At 34.4% G+C, this 15,383-nt stretch carries 15 protein-coding genes; 7 read left to right on the top strand and 8 right to left on the bottom strand.

The features are described from left to right. Nucleotides 1-3: 3 nt before the first annotated feature. Together BW936_RS08960 and BW936_RS08955 are read left to right on the top strand one after the other, a co-directional pair. A complete protein-coding gene (locus tag BW936_RS08960) occupies nt 4-369 on the top strand; it encodes a 6-phosphogluconate dehydrogenase (protein WP_076548060.1) in 366 nt (121 codons plus the stop codon). Nucleotides 370-399: 30 nt separating this feature from the next. Further along, entirely contained in the window at nt 400-945 is a 546-nt protein-coding gene (locus tag BW936_RS08955; RefSeq protein ID WP_208611117.1) for an acyl-CoA thioesterase, read from the top strand. Here BW936_RS08955 and pgl read toward each other — a convergent pair. After that, nucleotides 926-1,651 (bottom strand): 6-phosphogluconolactonase, encoded by a 726-nt coding sequence (pgl, locus tag BW936_RS08950; RefSeq protein WP_076548387.1) that lies wholly within the window; start codon nt 1,649-1,651, stop codon nt 926-928. The two genes, BW936_RS08955 and pgl, sit on opposite strands and share 20 nt — an antisense overlap. Nucleotides 1,652-1,685: 34 nt before the next feature. Continuing rightward, the gene (gene zwf / locus BW936_RS08945; RefSeq protein WP_076548058.1) at nt 1,686-3,218 is read right to left on the bottom strand and encodes a glucose-6-phosphate dehydrogenase; all 1,533 of its coding nucleotides are present in this window, start codon (nt 3,216-3,218) and stop codon (nt 1,686-1,688) included. Nucleotides 3,219-3,403: 185 nt separating this feature from the next. Here zwf and gndA point away from each other — a divergent pair, with 185 nt between their 5' ends. Beyond that, complete coding sequence (gene gndA, locus BW936_RS08940) at nt 3,404-4,804, top strand: NADP-dependent phosphogluconate dehydrogenase (RefSeq protein WP_076548057.1); 1,401 nt, start codon at nt 3,404-3,406, stop codon at nt 4,802-4,804. A gap of 162 nt (nt 4,805-4,966) precedes the next feature. Beyond that, nucleotides 4,967-5,305, top strand: coding sequence for a GIY-YIG nuclease family protein (locus BW936_RS08935; RefSeq protein WP_076548056.1), 339 nt, complete (start codon nt 4,967-4,969; stop codon nt 5,303-5,305). A 10-nt stretch (nt 5,306-5,315) separates the two neighbouring features. Here the strand turns inward: BW936_RS08935 and BW936_RS08930 are convergent, their stop codons facing one another. Then, nucleotides 5,316-6,536: a Pycsar system effector family protein gene (locus tag BW936_RS08930; protein WP_076548055.1), complete on the bottom strand. Its 1,221-nt coding sequence runs from the start codon at nt 6,534-6,536 to the stop codon at nt 5,316-5,318. Between the two features lie 39 nt (nt 6,537-6,575). Then, nucleotides 6,576-7,787, bottom strand: a complete 1,212-nt coding sequence (locus tag BW936_RS08925) for a hypothetical protein (protein ID WP_244156198.1) — start codon at nt 7,785-7,787, stop codon at nt 6,576-6,578. Between the two features lie 284 nt (nt 7,788-8,071). Between BW936_RS08925 and BW936_RS19895 the strand changes: the two genes are divergently transcribed. After that, on the top strand, nt 8,072-9,118 hold the full coding sequence (locus BW936_RS19895) for an AMP-binding protein (protein WP_244156197.1): 1,047 nt from the start codon (nt 8,072-8,074) through the stop codon (nt 9,116-9,118). Continuing rightward, nucleotides 9,075-9,698 (top strand): AMP-binding enzyme, encoded by a 624-nt coding sequence (locus BW936_RS19890; protein WP_244156196.1) that lies wholly within the window; start codon nt 9,075-9,077, stop codon nt 9,696-9,698. The genes BW936_RS19895 and BW936_RS19890 overlap by 44 nt, the downstream gene beginning before the upstream one ends. Nucleotides 9,699-9,746: 48 nt before the next feature. On the opposite strand, the gene carB is transcribed toward BW936_RS19890, so the two are convergent. Continuing rightward, complete coding sequence (gene carB / locus BW936_RS08915; protein ID WP_076548053.1) at nt 9,747-12,599, bottom strand: carbamoyl-phosphate synthase large subunit; 2,853 nt, start codon at nt 12,597-12,599, stop codon at nt 9,747-9,749. Between the two features lie 89 nt (nt 12,600-12,688). Next, complete coding sequence (rpmH, locus tag BW936_RS08910; RefSeq protein WP_036155072.1) at nt 12,689-12,850, bottom strand: 50S ribosomal protein L34; 162 nt, start codon at nt 12,848-12,850, stop codon at nt 12,689-12,691. A gap of 266 nt (nt 12,851-13,116) precedes the next feature. Between rpmH and BW936_RS08905 the strand changes: the two genes are divergently transcribed. Then, nucleotides 13,117-13,632, top strand: a complete 516-nt coding sequence (locus BW936_RS08905; RefSeq protein WP_076548052.1) for a hypothetical protein — start codon at nt 13,117-13,119, stop codon at nt 13,630-13,632. A gap of 2 nt (nt 13,633-13,634) precedes the next feature. On the opposite strand, the gene BW936_RS08900 is transcribed toward BW936_RS08905, so the two are convergent. After that, nucleotides 13,635-14,591 carry a lytic transglycosylase domain-containing protein gene (locus BW936_RS08900; RefSeq protein WP_076548051.1) on the bottom strand — a complete coding sequence of 319 codons (957 nt, stop codon included), beginning with the start codon at nt 14,589-14,591 and terminating at the stop codon, nt 13,635-13,637. 64 nt (nt 14,592-14,655) lie between these two features. Then, a complete protein-coding gene (locus BW936_RS08895) occupies nt 14,656-15,324 on the bottom strand; it encodes an alpha/beta hydrolase (RefSeq protein ID WP_244156195.1) in 669 nt (222 codons plus the stop codon). Between the last annotated feature and the right edge of the window lie 59 nt (nt 15,325-15,383).

Raw genomic sequence — 15,383 nt, 5'->3', positions numbered from 1 at the left:
TCTATGAAAAAGATAGTATCGGTATTTTTATTAAGCATTGTTGTCATTTGCGCACTATATTATGCTTTTATATATTTTGTTACTTTTAGTGAAGGAGTTAGATCCGGAGAGCTTATAAAAATTAGCCATAAAGGTGTATTAGTGAAAACTTGGGAAGGAGAAATTAGTCAGGGAATTTCAGGTGCTCAAATTTTCTCTTTTTCTGTATTGGACAAGGATAAAGAGGTAATTGAAAAACTAAAAGAGTATCAAGGTCAATACGTAAAAGTGAGTTACGTAGAACGTTACACCACCTTCTTTTGGTTAGGTGACACTAAATACTTCATAACCGAGGTACACGCAGAAAAATCACCTCATTTTAGAAATTAGAAATCCGCCAAATTATATAAGAACAAGATTATGGAAAAGTATAAAAGTGCAAAAGAATCTAGAGTTTCTATAACAGAATTAATGCTTCCGTCCCATTCTAATTTTGGGGGCAAAGTACATGGCGGCCATATACTGAACTTAATGGATCAAATTGCCTTCGCATGTGCCTCTAAACATTCTCAACAGTATTGTGTAACTGCATCTGTAAACCGTGTAAACTTCTTGAACCCCATTGAAGTAGGTGAATTATTGACCTTGAAAGCAAGTATTAACTATACAGGTAGAACATCTATGGTAGTTGGTGTACGTGTAGAGTCTGAGAATATTACTTCAGGCACAAAAAAGCACTGTAACTCATCCTATTTTACCATGGTAGCTAAGGGAACAGATGGTAAAAATGTTCCCGTACCAGGTTTAATTATTTCTGACGACCAAGGTATTAGAAGATTTGCCCGTAGCAAATACCGCAAATTAGAGGCTCAAGAAAGAGATACTAAATTTGAATCTAAATCTTTTAATTCAGAAGAATATATTAAGGAATTACAATCTGAAAATATTAAGATTGATATGAAGTAAGAAGTTTTGCCGCGGCAGCATCTAAAAACCAGACCAAGTCTTTTGTTTTAGGTGCTACGTGACTTGCAGGAAATTCTAAATATCCTTCTTCCCTATCTACAATTATCTTCACTTTTTCCGCCTTACTTTCTCCAGTTACCAAGAAAGCAACGGTTTTGGCATTATTTATTATTCTTCCTGTAAGAGAAACTCGGCGTTGACCAGATTCTGGATGTATGGCTACCTCGCAATTATCCGGAGAAACCCATAAGTTGATTTCATGCGGAAAAATAGATGCGGTATGGCCATCATCTCCCATGCCAAGAATCACTAAATCGAACTGAGGCAAACCCAATTCCTTTGGTAGTTCCTTATCTAACAACTCGCCATAACGTTCCGCTTCTTCCTTAGGATCATGCTCTCCTTTTATTCTATGAATATTCCCCTCTGGTATATCTACTTTAGAAATGAGGTGTTCTACCGTCATTTTATAATTACTCTCTGCATCTGTGGGATCCACACATCTTTCATCTCCCCAATATAAATGAATATTCTTCCAGTCTACATCATTGGTAAACTCTTCTGCCAAAACATCAAATACAATTTTAGGTGTACTACCACCAGATAAGGCAATATGAAACTCTTTTTGCGTATTTGATTTTTCAATTAAATATTTTGAAAATTCTTCCGCTACCTTTTTTTTATTTTGATAAACTTTTAATTCCATTTTCATTTCACACTTTTATTAACCTTCTACTTAACTAGCAAATTACACAGTAACCGGATTCATCTGCTAAATTCTCACTAGGATTTCTCCATTCTCCTTCTCCTTCAAAAAGCTCATTAGCATTCTCAGGTCCCCAAACGCCCGCTGCATAGCCGTACATTTTCACTTCTTCTCCATTTTCCCAATAATTTAAAATAGGATCCACAAATGCCCAAGCAGCCTCCACTTCATCTGCTCTTGCATATAAAGTTGCATCACCTTGCATGGCATCCAACAATAAACGCTCATAAGCTTCCATTACATGTGTCTCTGTTAAGCTAGAATAGTAGAAATCCATATTTGCACGTTCTACCTCAAACCCCTGCCCCGGAACTTTTACTCCAAATTTCAATAATATACCCTCATCTGGCTGTATACGAATTATCAATTTGTTATCCTTATTGCTAATGCCAGATTCTTTGAAAATTTGATGGTGAGGCGTTTTAAAATGAATAACTACCTCAGTTACTTTGGTTGGCATTCTTTTCGCTGTTCTCACGTAAAAAGGTACATCTGCCCAACGCCAGTTATCTACAAAGAACTTAACAGCAGCAAAAGTTTCTGTTGTTGAGTTTTTATCTACCCCTTCTTCTTCACGGTATCCCTGAACTTCTTGACCGTCAATTTTAGAAGATACATATTGCGCTCTAATAGTATTCTCATAAAGCGTCTTCTCATCATTCATGACCTTAAGAGACTTTAAAGCTTTAAGCTTCTCATTACGAATTTCTTCCGCATCGGCACTCAAAGGTGGCTCCATTACTATTAAAGCAACTATCTGCAATAAGTGACTTTGAAACATATCTCTCAATGCTCCTGATTTGTCGTAATAGCCTCCTCTTTTTTCTACACCTACACTTTCTGCATTGGTAATTTCTACATGGTGAATGTAATTCCTATTCCAAAGTGGTTCAAAAATACTATTGGCAAAACGTGTTACCAATAAGTTTTGAACTGTCTCTTTTCCTAAATAATGATCTATTCTAAATATCTGACCTTCTTTAAAATAAGTATGTAAACCGTTATTTAATTCCTTGGCAGATTCTAAACTGTACCCAAATGGTTTTTCTACTATAATCCTTCTCCAGCCTGTAGATTCATCATTTAATCCTTGATCAGATAAATTCTTTGCTATTGGCTCATATAAACTTGGCGGTGTAGATAAATAAAACATATGATTACCTGCAGTCCCATATTTCTGATCCAAGTCTGAAATCCTTTTTTCTAAACGTTCATATGAGGTATCATAATCTGAGCCTAAATCTTCATAAAACAGTTTGTCAGCAAATTTTTGAATATAATCGGCATCAAATTCTTTTCGCTCTTTTTCTAAATAGGGGCTTTCTAAAACTACCTTACTTCTAAACTTTAAATCGCCTAAATCACTTCTACTAACTCCAAGAACTACAAAATTTTCTGGTAAATCATTTCCCTTGTATAAATTGAATATAGCTGGTATAAGTTTTCTTGCTGTTAAATCTCCAGATGCCCCGAATATTACGAGCATCTGATTTTCTGTCTTCTTCATTTTAGGATGATATTCTTTTATTGTTCAAATATCTTAAAAAGTAAGCCATTATTGGGCGTTATTAAGATACAATTTGGATTTAAAGTCAATATTTTAAATTATTTTTGGTTCACATTTTGTTACTAATAGTAAAAAAATAAGAATTGTAACATTTTAATGTATTGTAATTATAAAACATTCAATTTATGTATGATTTTGGTTTAGTAGGTCTTGGAGTAATGGGACAAAATTTTATCCTTAATGTAGCTGATAACGGATTTTCTGCTTATGGATATGATTTAGACGATGAAAAAGTTGAGGCCTTAAAAACTTTAGGTGGAGATTTAGATAAAGTAAGTGCTTCCAGTAACATTAAAACATTTGTAAAAAACCTAAAACAACCACGCAAAATAATGCTGTTGGTACCTGCAGGTAAAATTGTAGACGGTGTTATAGAATCGCTATTACCACATATGGACAAGGGTGATATTATCATTGACGGAGGAAACTCTTTCTTTACCGATACGGATACAAGAGAAGCTTATTTACAACAAAAAGGCATTAATTTTTTTGGTGCAGGAGTTTCTGGCGGCGCAAAAGGTGCGCGTAAAGGACCTAGTATTATGCCAGGTGGTTCAAAATCTGCTTATGAGCACATAAAACCTATTTTTGAAGCAGTTTCCGCTAAGTACAACGGAGAACCTTGTGTTGCTTATTTAGGTCCTAAATCTGCCGGGAATTATGTGAAAATGGTTCATAATGGTATAGAATACGGATTAATGCAGTTGACTTCTGAAATTTATGATGTTCTTAAAAAAGGAGGAGATTTCAATAATGATGAATTACACAGCACATTTGCAAAATGGAATGCTGGAAGATTACAATCATTCTTAGTTGAAATTACTTCTGAAATATTCGAACAAGAAGATGACTTGGCCAAAGGAAGATTGGTTGATCAGATTTTAGATAAAGCAAAACAGAAAGGTACCGGTAAATGGACAAGCCAGAATGCAATGGATCTTGGTATTCCCGTTCCGTCTATAGATGTGGCTGTAAGTATGCGTGAACTTTCTGCATTGAAAGACGAAAGAATTAAGGCTGATGCCCTATATGACAGACCAACGGTAACCCATATGGACAAAGAGAAGCTAGAGGAGCTTACAGAAAAAGCACTTTACTTTTCATTCATTATCACCTATTCTCAAGGATTACATCAATTAGCCGATGCCTCAAGAGAATACGGTTACAACTTAGATATATCAGAAATTGCTAAAATATGGAGAGCAGGTTGTATTATACGTGCCGGTTTATTGGCTGATATCACGGAGGCTTTCAAAACCGAACCAACATTACCTAACCTTTTGCTTTCTCCAAATTTTGTAGATAAGGTAAAAGAAACGGTAGGTGCTGCTAGAGAGTTAGTAGCTTTTGGTGCTCAAAACGGAATTCCGTTACCAGGATTATCAAACTCACTTACGTATTTTGATGCCTACACGTCCAGTAAATTACCTTTAAACCTTATTCAAGCGCAACGAGACTACTTTGGTTCTCACACGTATGAGCGTTTAGATCGTGATGGTATTTTCCATACAGAATGGGAAGACTAAATCCTTTATAAGTACATAACAGTATTTGTCTTTTTATGGTTTTCTGATAAGCTAGTGTTTACACAACTTTTAAAGGCTCAAAAGACAAATACTTTTTTTTATCGCTATAGTTTAAAATATAGCAACCCAGAGCATTAGTCCATATTTCATACTGTAAATACAATGTACGCTATTTATGTCATAGAATTGTCCAAAAAGGTATTCTCCGAAAACAGAAAATTTAGAGAAGCAAATCCACAATTCAACGGTGTACTAGAATGTTTATATGTTGGCATGACCAGCAAAACTCCTAAAGAGCGTTTTGATCAACATAAAAATGGTGCTCTGAGTAAGAAAGGACACAGCATTTCTTCTAAAATTGTACAGAAATACGGCTTGTACTTACGCGGTAGCCTTTTTAATCATATAGATCCTATAAAATCAAGAGTGGATGCTTTGAAAATGGAAAAGCAGTTGGCACTTGAACTTAGACGTAAAAAATATGCGGTTTGGTTTAATTAACTACCTATATTTATTTAGGTACCGGTGTTACCGCATCTAGTAGCTCTTCTTCCATACCGTAGTACTTTAATGCAAAGCCAAATGCTATAACAGATAATATTACGCCAATAAGAAACACGGTATACGTCCACCGTAATAATCTATACTTCTCTTGCAGTACTTTCCCTAGATAATATAAATCCATACTCAATGAATCATAAATAGATTCTTTATTTTTTATAATATCCCTTAATTTAGATTTAAAGTCGCTCAACTCCATGCTATGGAAATTTCCAAAGAACAAGAAATTAGTATCCTTCTTCTTAATTTCTTCTTCTACCACATCTGTATTGTCTACCTTAGGTCTTGTCGCTAAAACTGACATGATCATTGACGCAATGCTGAATAGAACAAAAATCACCGTAGGATAAATGAGATAAGAATTTGATGGTGAATCTAGTTTTGGTATAAGATTTGCCAATAAAAGAGATATTATTATGGCATTTACAGAAAGTAGAATATTAGCCTTGGTATCTGCAATGTCACTTAACTTTATATGATTTCTAAGTTCTATACGATATAAAGATTGAATGGCCCGTTGCGGACTCTCATCTTTCAACTTTGCTTTTAATATTTCTTTCTTTTCAGTTTTTTCTGCTTTCTGTAATCTAGAAATCAGAGAAAGAATATTATCTTCTTTTCGTTCTTGCCAGTTCTCTTTGGCATAGTCGGTATAATAGCGATGTTTTATCCTTAGCTTTTCCACATACTCTAATCTCCATGTATCTAAATCAGGAACTGTTTCGTTAAAATTTTCTAACTCTAACCTTAATAATTGAAGCATTTCTTCAAAGTCTTCAGATGCATAAAACCATGTACCCGCATCCTTTATAATGGCTTCAGAATCATTCTTAGGCCTATCACTTTGCCAGGCGCTCTCTACTAGATGAACTATAGCCTCAACATTGGGCTGGGAGATATTATTTTCTTTTAAGAAAGCCGTAGCAAATTTCACACTTTCCTCTATATGATTCTCATAATCTACAGCAAAGCCGGCATGAATGAACCATGTAGCTATTAACACGTTATTTATTTCAACACTTTCATAATTTGAAGATTCTAATATATTTTTGGTTTTGCTAAAGGTTTTACTCGCATAACCTTGACTATGAAAGAGAAAATTCTTGTTCATCTGCTCAGATAACAAGTTTTTAATATATTTTTCAGCTTTTATTACTATAGTTTCATTCATAATTTCAAGTTCATTGATTTGCAATATTCAAAACGGCAACTATTCACTGGCACAGTTAAAACATGCTTTCTGTTCATTATTCATTTTTACATCTTCAGATCCTTTAAGTGCTTCGGTCAATTCTTCACTTTTAGCCAATTCTTGCTGAAATAAAACAGCATAATCAAGTAAAGCATTTCGTCTATTCTTAATTTTTGCAATTAGCTCTTTTCCATCCAACTTAAAAATCTCATCAGACCAAACAGAAAAAGAAGACTCAATAGCTTCATCTGTTAATAATAATTGTAATTCCCTTGCTTCTTTCTCAAATACGGATAAGGGTATATCTCTCATAAAATAAACATCGAAGGGAGCGATCAAACCTGGTAAAAAATCAATTTCTTTTTCAAAAGATTGCACTTCTGGTAAAAATGAATTGTTCGTAATAATAGCTGGTAATACACCTTCAATATTAAAAAATGCATTATCTCGATCACATGGCAATGGAATTGCTTGTATAGAATCTCCAATATTTTCAATTGCCCAACCCCATTGTTTAGAATGACGATCCCAATCACCTATCAACAAATCAAATAACCGTGCTCTTACCAATGAATTTTCATCAATACCAACTTTATCTGGATATTTTAATTTTAGCTTCTGCAGATTATCCGTATCCACCAATGAATCAACATTTTTAAGACCCATCCAATTTGCATTACCCTTTGTTTCAAATTCTAAAAGAAAAAGGCGGTTTCCGTATTTATCGTTATAATTTAACAACTCATCCTGCTTAGGCACAAACACCAAATTAGGTTTGGTATTCAATACTTTAGCTTTCTCTGAAAGTTGAGCTACTACCAAAGCCGCATAAGGGTGCTGAGCAGAAATACCATCTACAATAATATTTTCTAAACCTAAAATCTGGGCAACTTTTGGTACTAGTGGTGAAGGATCTTTAGAGACACTACGCAAGGTCAACAAGGTACCATCATCTTTTTGTAATTTCAATGAATGGGTCTGCTTTCCGCCCCCTTCTTCTAAAATTTTTGCATTCCCACCAATCTCTTGTAGGTATAAAATAGGTACGTTTACAGGTGTAGACCAAGCTTGCCTATACTGTTGGCCTTGCATGACATTTTTAATACTATTACCCTCATATAATGTACTTGCAGCAACTAATACTGAATCATATTTATTAAAATCTATGTCCTTAATATCAGATAGTCCTAAAATTTCACATGTATCAAAAGTTTTACTAGTGCTTGACATTGACCAATAGGTTAATCCTAGAAAAAACAACATTAAAATAACCACAATTGTCACAATCCGCTTCACCATTACCCTTCTAAATTTTTAATGAAACAAGATTAGGAATAAAGAGCTACAGTCTATTATCTGATAAATTATTTTTTTAACCTAAAAGCACCTCCACTAATCTATTGACCCGCTACGTACACGCCTCTCTTATTTATGTTAAAACTTTAACGATTTACTACACTAATTTGATTATTTTTAATGAAATACCATTTTTTTTCAACCTAAACTATGTTTTTATGAAAGGATTAATAATGGACTACCCACTAACCACTACTACCATATTAAACTATGCAAGGAGTGCTTTTGCTGACAAAAAGTTAATCTCTTATCTGCCCGATGGAAGCAGACATGAATATACATACGGTCAACTATACAAAAGATGTTGTCAATTGGCCAATGCAATGAGAAATAAACTTGGCATCACCAAAGGTGATATGGTAGGCACCTTTGCTTGGAACCACTATCAGCACGTGGAATTGTATTATGGAATTCCTGGTATAGGGGCGGTCTGCCATACTATAAACATTAGGTTGTCATCTCAACAAATAGAGTTTATAATAAATCATGCTGAAGATAAGGTCATTTTTGTAGATGCTACATTAGTTCCGCTTCTGGAAAAAATTGCACCAAAACTAGAGACCGTTGAAAAGTTCATAATTATCAACGCCCCAAAAGGTTTTACCACTACACTACCAAATACCATACATTATGAAGATTTAATAGGAGAGCAATTAGACACTATAGCATGGCCTGAACTACAAGAAAACGACGCCAGCGGCATGTGCTATACTAGTGGTACCACAGGTATGCCCAAAGGGGTTTTATACTCACACAGGTCTACCTATTTGCATGCTATGACCATTCTTACCCCTAATGCCGGAAATTATAGCAATAGAGATGTTATTCTTCTTATTGTACCGCAGTTTCACGTTATGGCCTGGGGTTTTCCGTACATGTGCCTGTTAACTGGTTCAGATATGGTGATGCCATCTTTACACCTTAAACCAAATGCTATTATTAGAATTCTAGAAAGCGAGCATATTAATAAAGCTAACGGCGTACCTTCTATTTGGAGAGGTATTTATGAGGAAATGAAAAAAAATCCACCAAAGAAAAAATTAGCCTTAGAAGAATATTTAGTAGGAGGTTCAGCATTATCAGCAAGTCTCATCGAAAATTTTGAAAAGGACTTTGGTATAAAAGGAGTTCAAGCTTGGGGAATGACAGAGACATCTCCACTTGGAACTGCAAGCAGACTCCAAAAAAAAACACGAAAACCTTAATCAAAAAGATCAAATTAAAATACGTGCCAAACAGGGAATCGAATTTCCCGGCATAGAAATGCGTATTGTTGGCGATGATGGAAAAATAGCGCCACGAGATGGCAAAACAATGGGAGAACTACAAGTAAAAGGTGCTTGGGTCATTGCATCTTATTTTAAAACCCATAGCCGAGACAATTTCACAGAAGATGGCTGGTTTAAAACTGGAGATGTTAGTACTATTGATGCTAACGGTTATATGGAAATAACCGATCGTACTAAAGATTTAATAAAAAGTGGAGGCGAATGGATTTCCAGTGTCTCGCTAGAATTGGCATTAATGTCTCATCCAAAAATAAAGGAGGCCGCAGTTATCTCCATACCTGATAAAAAATGGTCTGAAAGACCTCTAGCTACATTAGTATTAGCTAATAAAAATGAACTTGTGTCTTCTGAAGAACTAAAAGAATTTTTATCCAAAGATTTTGCCAATTATCAAATTCCCGATAAATATGTAACGATTAATGAAGTACCAAAAACAAGTGTTGGTAAATTTGACAAGAAAGAAATAAGGAAGTTATACGCAGAAGGAAAGTTTTAATTTCATTAAAATTTCCCTCCTACCTACAACAGTAGTCCAATATACAGACTATTTACTTAAATACATTTTACGTCTAGCATAAAGGTTATAAAATTCATCATCCTTTAAACTATCTATAAATAAGATACTTTCCCCTGTACTCTTCATTTCAGGACCTAAATTCTTATTGACATTAGGAAATTTGTTGAAAGAGAATACTGGCTGTTTAATGGCAAAGCCTTCCAATTGAGGATTAAAATTAAAATCTTTAACCTTCTTCTCACCTAACATCACCTTAGTGGCATAATTTACATAAGGTTCTTTATATGCCTTTGCAATGAAAGGAACCGTACGTGATGCTCTAGGGTTAGCTTCAATAATATATACAATATCATCCTTAACAGCGAACTGTATATTAATAAGACCAACTGTATTTAGTGCTAAGGCTATTTTCTTGGTATGATCTTTAATCTGCTGCATAACAAATTCGCCTAAATTAAACGGTGGCAAAGTTGCATTAGAATCTCCAGAGTGTATACCACAAGGTTCTATATGTTCCATAATACCAATAATGTACACATCTTCTCCATCACAAATAGCATCAGCCTCTGCCTCTATGGCCCCATCTAAATAATGATCCAATAGCAACTTGTTATTCGGTATTTTACGTAATAAGTCTACTACATGCTCTTCTAACTCTTCTTTATTGATCACAATTTTCATTCCCTGACCACCTAAAACATATGATGGTCTTACCAATAAAGGAAAATCCAGTTCATCTGAAAGTGTCAAGGCTTCGTCTGCGGTTTCCGCTACTCCAAATTGAGGGAACGGAATATCATTAGCTTTCAAAAGATCAGAGAAACTACCTCTATCTTCTGCTAGATCTAATGCCTCAAAGCTTGTTCCTAATATCTTTATACCATATTTAGATAGCTTTTCAGCAAGTTTAAGTGCGGTTTGCCCCCCTAACTGAACAATTACGCCCTCTGGCTTTTCATGGCGAATAATATCATAAATATGCTCCCAGAAAACTGGCTCAAAATACAATTTATCTGCGGTATCAAAATCTGTAGAGACCGTTTCTGGATTACAGTTGATCATAATGGTTTCATAACCACATTCCGCAGCAGCCAGTACCCCATGTACACAGCAATAGTCAAATTCAATACCTTGACCAATTCTATTTGGTCCTGATCCAAGCACTACAATTTTCTTCTTATCAGTAACTATACTATCATTTTCAACATAACGCGTACCATCTGGTTTTTCTATTTCTTCTTCAAAAGTAGAATAATAGTATGGTGTCATTGCCTTAAATTCTGCAGCACAAGTATCCACCAGTTTGTAAACCCTATTAATATTAAGTTCTGTGCGTTTGTTATACACTTCACTTTCATAACAATCTAGCATATGCGCTATTTGCCTATCCGCAAAGCCTTTTTGCTTAGCTTCCAATAATAAATCTTTTGAAAGAGTGGCTATCGTGAATTTTGTAATTTCTTTTTCTAAGCTATATAATTCTTCATATTGTTTTAAGAACCACATGTCTATCTTTGTAATCTCATGAATACGACTTAATGGTATACCCATTTGTATAGCATCATAAATTACAAATACACGATCCCAACTAGGTATGGTAAGCTTACTAATAATTTGCTCGTAGTTACGGTAGCCTTTTCCATCAGCTCCTAAGCCGTTACGTTTTATTTCTAAAGATTGCGTGGCCTTATGCAAGGCTTCTTGAAAAGAACGCCCAATACCCATTACCTCTCCTACAGATTTCATCTGCAAACCTAAAGTGCGGTCAGAACCTTCAAATTTATCAAAATTCCAACGTGGTATTTTTACAATTACATAATCTAAGGTTGGTTCAAATAATGCCGAAGTTGATTTGGTAATTTGATTATCCAACTCATCAAGCGTATAACCAATAGCTAATTTAGTTGCCACCTTTGCAATAGGATAACCAGTTGCTTTTGAAGCCAATGCTGACGATCTTGACACTCTAGGATTTATTTCAATTGCTATAATTTCCTCTTCTTCATCTGGACTAACAGCAAATTGAACGTTACATCCGCCTTCAAAATCACCTATACTACGCATCATATGTATAGCCATATCACGCATTTTCTGATACGTTCTATCTGAAAGTGTCATTGCCGGAGCAACAGTAATAGAATCTCCGGTATGAATACCCATAGGGTCCATATTCTCAATAGCACAGATAATAACAACGTTATCATTTTTATCTCTAAGCAACTCTAACTCATACTCTTTCCACCCCATTAAGGCTTTATCGATCATCACCTCATGAATTGGGGAAATCTCTAGACCATAACTTAATTGCTCATCAAAATCTTCTGGCTTGTAAACAATCGATGCCCCTGCCCCACCAAGTGTATATGAAGCTCGTATTACTAATGGAAAACCAAATTCTTGAGCAATTTCCTTACCTTTTAAGAATGATGTTGCCGTTGCTTGCGGTGCCATGCCAACACCAATTTTCAACATTAGTTCTCTAAATTGCTCTCTATCTTCAGTTATATTAATGGCATCTATATCAACACCTATTAATTCTACACCAAAATCTTCCCAAATTCCTTTTTTATCTGCTTCAATACAAAGATTCAATGCCGTCTGTCCTCCCATAGTTGGTAAAACCGCATCAATCTGAGGGTGAGCTTTCAAAATCTCTAAAATAGATTTTGTAGTTAATGGTTTTAAATAAACATGATCCGCCATTGTAGGATCTGTCATAATCGTAGCAGGGTTACTATTTATTAAAATAGTCTCTATACCATCTTCTCGTAATGAACGTAACGATTGACTACCTGCATAATCAAATTCACATGCTTGACCGATAACAATAGGACCTGACCCTATTAATAAAATTGAGTTTAAATCTTTTCTTTTTGGCATTTTAAAACTGTATATTTTGGGAATTGGACAAAAAAAAGGTGCTACTTTCAAAAAAGTAACACCTAAAAATTTTTAAAACAATGAAATCATTATTTTTTATGGCTTGGTTCAGAGGAAACAGTTAACTTTTTTCTTCCTTTTGCTCTTCTTCTTGCAAGAACTTTTCTTCCATTAACGGAAGCCATACGCTCACGAAAACCGTGCTTGTTCTTTCTTTTTCTCTTTGATGGTTGAAACGTTCTCTTGCTCATCGCCTATATATTAAATGCTTTGTATTTATTTGATATGTGCCCTTTTATTTGGACGGGTAAAACTGGGCGCAAATATACAAAGAGTTTTTGCTTTAGCAAGGGTTATGAAAAAAAATATTTTTATAAATCCGTACGCCACAAAACGAAGCTTTTGATTAATTTTGCCCAAATTTAAATTTGGTACTGAAAACGCTTTATTTATATAGGGTTACGATTTATTTCAAAAAAGACTACCAACACATCACTAGAGATATAAAAATTAAAATATGTTCAATAAAAATTTAAAATTAATAATAGCAGGACTTATTATCGCTTATTCTATATACCAATTTATTGAAGGCAATATAGGAAATGGTATTTTTCTTATCCTATTCTCCTTAATTTTTATCTTTCTTTATTTTAGAAACGAGATTATTCTTTTGGCCTTTCTAAAAATGCGTAAGCAAGATTTAACAGGAACAAAGAACTGGTTAGATAAAATCAAAAATCCCGAAGCAGCACTAACGGTTAAACAACAGGGGTACTACAACTACTTACACGGTATCATTTTCTCTCAAACCAATTTAACCCAAGCAGAAAAGTTCTTTAAAAAAGCTCTAAAACTTGGGTTAACTATGGATTATGACGTTGCTATGGCTAAATTAAGCTTAGCGGGTATATCTATGCAAAAACGCCGCAAAAGAGAAGCAACAATGCTACTTAACGAAGCTAAGAAACTAGATAAAAACAACATGTTGACCGATCAAATTAAAATGATGCAGCAACAAATGAAGAAAATCTAATTTTATTTAGTTTCCCTATAATATCCTTTATTAGGAATTTCAATAGTGTATTTTTTACGAGAATTATTATTTAAATGCGCCTCTCTTAACCATGGATTGTGGCGCTTTAATATTTTATAGTTGATTTCATATTCTTGTGCAAAATCAGCAAAATCACTAACTGGCCTATCTATTTCAACATTGAATGTTGGTACGGCTTCATACATATCTTCTTTCTCTATATGAAAACCGTACTTCTCTGGGTTAGACAAGATTTCTTTTATCGCCATAATTCTAAAAACATATCTACCAGTTTCACTACCTAGCAATAGGTCCCAATAATTATCTACCTGCTGAATGCCCATATATTTATTGATAGCACCAGGTCCTGCATTATAAGCTGCAGCTGTTAATGCCCAGCTACCATACCTATTTTTCCATCTATTTAAATACTTACAAGCTACCTCTGTTGACTTTTCCAAATGGTAACGCTCATCTACATTTGAGTTCACCTCTAAGCCATACTCTCTACCCGTTTCTCTCATTATCTGCCAAAAACCAGTTGCCCCTGCCGGTGATACTACATTTGTCAATGCACTTTCAGCAACGGCTAAATACTTAAAATCATCAGGGATACCATTTTTAGCTAAAATTGGCTCTATAATAGGAAAAAACTTATTTGCTCTTTTTATCAAAAGAACCGCATTTGATTGCCAATAGGTGTTTACCAAAAACTCACGATCAATACGTTCTAATATTTCTGGATCGGACTGAGGCACTATCTCTCCTGCAAAATTTAAATTTTCAGGTATATCTATTGAAGAAATCTTGTATGATTTAGATACGTTTTTCTGAACACTATCATTGACTACTATCTTATCACTATTTACAGCATCATCAGTGTTTCTCACCGCGAATATTAAAGTACCCGCAACGAATACAACACCTAACAACATCAATATATTTTTAATAGTTTTCATGCATTTTATTTTTTAATTATTTCTATCAATTCTCAAGTCTACCAAAGATATATATAGAACTTTCTTATTCCAAAATAATTGTTGGCAAGTTCTCATTAAACCATCTTGCCCTGTGTATGATCATAGTATGTGTTCCATTAACTACTGGTATACAATTATTAATATTTTCAATGGGAAAAACAGTATCTTTTTCACCTTGTATATGTACCAATTTCTTGCATGGCACTTCTTGCTTCCAATTAACTAATTCATGTATACACCAATCTATATAACTTTTATCCCTAACGGATAAATACTTTTCATACAACGAAAGTCGTTTCGTTACACTTTCACCAAAAGCATACTTAGCAAGTAATTCTACATTATTAATTAAACCTGTAGGAAGCAGTTTATGCACACTGGTGTATCTTGCAAACAACATACGTTTTGGTAGCTCATATCTTGTTTTTATACTAGAAACAATTACCACCTTTCTCACATCAATAAATTTACTCATTTCTTGAACCAGTAGTCCGCCCAATGACACCCCTAACAACACCACATTATTATGCTGTATATTATTACTCATATCTAGAGCATAATCACTAAACGAAATATTCCTTAAAGGAACATTCCATTCTAAAAAATGAAGCTCAAAGCTTTCTTTTGGTAATTTTATATACTCAAAAATTTCAGGACCTGCCGCCATACCCGGCATACAATACACGTGAATCATAATAGCTAGTATAGCCATGAAACGTAGTAAAAACTAGGAAATTATGTAATTTTTAACTACTTTTGTAAAAGAATGTG

The organism is Maribacter ulvicola (assembly GCF_900155985.1).
Classification (GTDB): Bacteria; Bacteroidota; Bacteroidia; order Flavobacteriales; family Flavobacteriaceae; genus Maribacter; species Maribacter ulvicola.
The sequence above is the reverse complement of the archived record's forward strand: the minus strand, read 5'-3'. Positions and strand labels throughout refer to the sequence as shown.

Excerpts from the sequence above, each read along its gene's own strand:
- BW936_RS08960 (WP_076548060.1), top strand. The coding sequence starts at position 4 with ATGAAAAAGATAGTATCGGTATTTTTATTAAGCATTGTTGTCATTTGC.
- BW936_RS08955 (WP_208611117.1), top strand. The coding sequence starts at position 400 with ATGGAAAAGTATAAAAGTGCAAAAGAATCTAGAGTTTCTATAACAGAA.
- pgl (WP_076548387.1), bottom strand. The coding sequence starts at position 1,651 with ATGGAATTAAAAGTTTATCAAAATAAAAAAAAGGTAGCGGAAGAATTT.
- zwf (WP_076548058.1), bottom strand. The coding sequence starts at position 3,218 with ATGAAGAAGACAGAAAATCAGATGCTCGTAATATTCGGGGCATCTGGA.
- gndA (WP_076548057.1), top strand. The coding sequence starts at position 3,404 with ATGTATGATTTTGGTTTAGTAGGTCTTGGAGTAATGGGACAAAATTTT.
- BW936_RS08935 (WP_076548056.1), top strand. The coding sequence starts at position 4,967 with ATGTACGCTATTTATGTCATAGAATTGTCCAAAAAGGTATTCTCCGAA.
- BW936_RS08930 (WP_076548055.1), bottom strand. The coding sequence starts at position 6,536 with ATGAATGAAACTATAGTAATAAAAGCTGAAAAATATATTAAAAACTTG.
- BW936_RS08925 (WP_244156198.1), bottom strand. The coding sequence starts at position 7,787 with ATGTCAAGCACTAGTAAAACTTTTGATACATGTGAAATTTTAGGACTA.
- BW936_RS19895 (WP_244156197.1), top strand. The coding sequence starts at position 8,072 with ATGAAAGGATTAATAATGGACTACCCACTAACCACTACTACCATATTA.
- carB (WP_076548053.1), bottom strand. The coding sequence starts at position 12,599 with ATGCCAAAAAGAAAAGATTTAAACTCAATTTTATTAATAGGGTCAGGT.
- rpmH (WP_036155072.1), bottom strand. The coding sequence starts at position 12,850 with ATGAGCAAGAGAACGTTTCAACCATCAAAGAGAAAAAGAAAGAACAAG.
- BW936_RS08905 (WP_076548052.1), top strand. The coding sequence starts at position 13,117 with ATGTTCAATAAAAATTTAAAATTAATAATAGCAGGACTTATTATCGCT.
- BW936_RS08900 (WP_076548051.1), bottom strand. The coding sequence starts at position 14,591 with ATGAAAACTATTAAAAATATATTGATGTTGTTAGGTGTTGTATTCGTT.
- BW936_RS08895 (WP_244156195.1), bottom strand. The coding sequence starts at position 15,324 with ATGGCTATACTAGCTATTATGATTCACGTGTATTGTATGCCGGGTATG.